Origin of the sequence: Niveibacterium sp. 24ML (genome assembly GCF_026586805.1) — a bacterium.
In the GTDB taxonomy this organism is placed as follows: Bacteria; Pseudomonadota; Gammaproteobacteria; order Burkholderiales; family Rhodocyclaceae; genus Niveibacterium.
Window position 1 is genome coordinate 1 of the sequence record NZ_JAPFHA010000067.1, and the last position, 1,212, is coordinate 1,212.

A 1,212-nucleotide genomic window follows, 5' to 3' on the forward strand; every position below is an offset into this window, starting at 1 on the left:
TAGTGTTGAAGCCGCTGTAATGGCGGTGGAGCGAAGGGGCTGCGTCATCCCGGTCTGGGGCCGTGCCAACTGCGCGAGCAGGAGGAGCTCGGTTTCATGACCAAACCGTATGACATTCCCAAAGCGTTAATCTGGGAGGCATTCCAATGTGTCAAAGCGAACGGCGGCGCCGCTGGTGTCGACCGTGAATCGATCGAGCAATTCGAGAGTCGCTTGCGCGACAACCTGTACAAGCTTTGGAATCGACTCTGTTCCGGCAGCTATTTCCCGCCGCCGGTCAAAGGGGTTCCGATCCCGAAGAAGTCGGGTGGCGTGCGCATGCTCGGCGTGCCCACGGTTGCCGACCGGGTGGCGCAGACGGCGGTCAAGCTCCTGCTGGAGCCGCAGATCGACCCGATGTTCCATCCGAACTCCTATGGCTATCGGCCGGGGCGCTCTGCCCACGACGCGATCGCGCTGGTGAGGCGGCGAAGCTGGGACTACGACTGGGTCGTGGAGTTCGATATCAAAGGGCTCTTCGACAACATCGAGCACGACCTGCTTCTGCGCGCGCTCAAGAAGCACTGCCAGATCCCGTGGGTTCTCCTGTACGCGGAGCGCTGGCTCAAAGCGCCGATGCAAACCGTCGACGGGCAACTCATGGAGCGGACCCGCGGCACGCCGCAAGGCGGTGTCGTGAGTCCGCTGCTGGCCAACCTGTTCCTGCACTACGCCTTCGATGTCTGGGTCACTCGCAATCTCAGAAGCGTGCGGTTCTGCCGCTATGCCGATGATGGGGTGGTCCATTGCAAGAGCTTGGCGCAAGCCAGGCTGGCGCTTCGCAGGATCGGTGAGCGCTTCCGCGCCTGCGGGCTCGAATTGCATCCGGGCAAGACACGGATCGTCTACTGTCAGGACGTCAATCGGCGGGAAGCACATCCTGATGTGCAGTTCACTTTCCTCGGCTACACGTTCCGGCCGCGCAAAGCGGTGGACAAGTATCAGCGGGTCTATGTGAACTTCGCCCCGGCGGTCAGCCGTGATGCCCTCAAGGCGATGCGGCAGACCATCCGGGGCTGGCATCTGCAATTGATGTGCGATCGCGAGTTACACGATCTGGCAGCGATGTTCAATCCGGTTCTCAGGGGGTGGCAGCAGTACTACGGCCGCTTCCACGGCTCGGCGATGTCGGCGATCTGGAGACACATGAATGACTATCTGGTGCGCTGGATG

Annotated in this window: 1 protein-coding gene; it reads left to right on the forward strand. The window is 61.6% G+C overall.

Annotated features, from left to right (window positions below; genetic code table 11):
- Window positions 1-96: 96 nt before the first annotated feature.
- Window positions 97-1,212, forward strand: a 1,116-nt coding sequence (gene ltrA, locus OPU71_RS21195; RefSeq protein ID WP_267730098.1) for a group II intron reverse transcriptase/maturase, incomplete at its 3' end; no start/stop codon positions are given.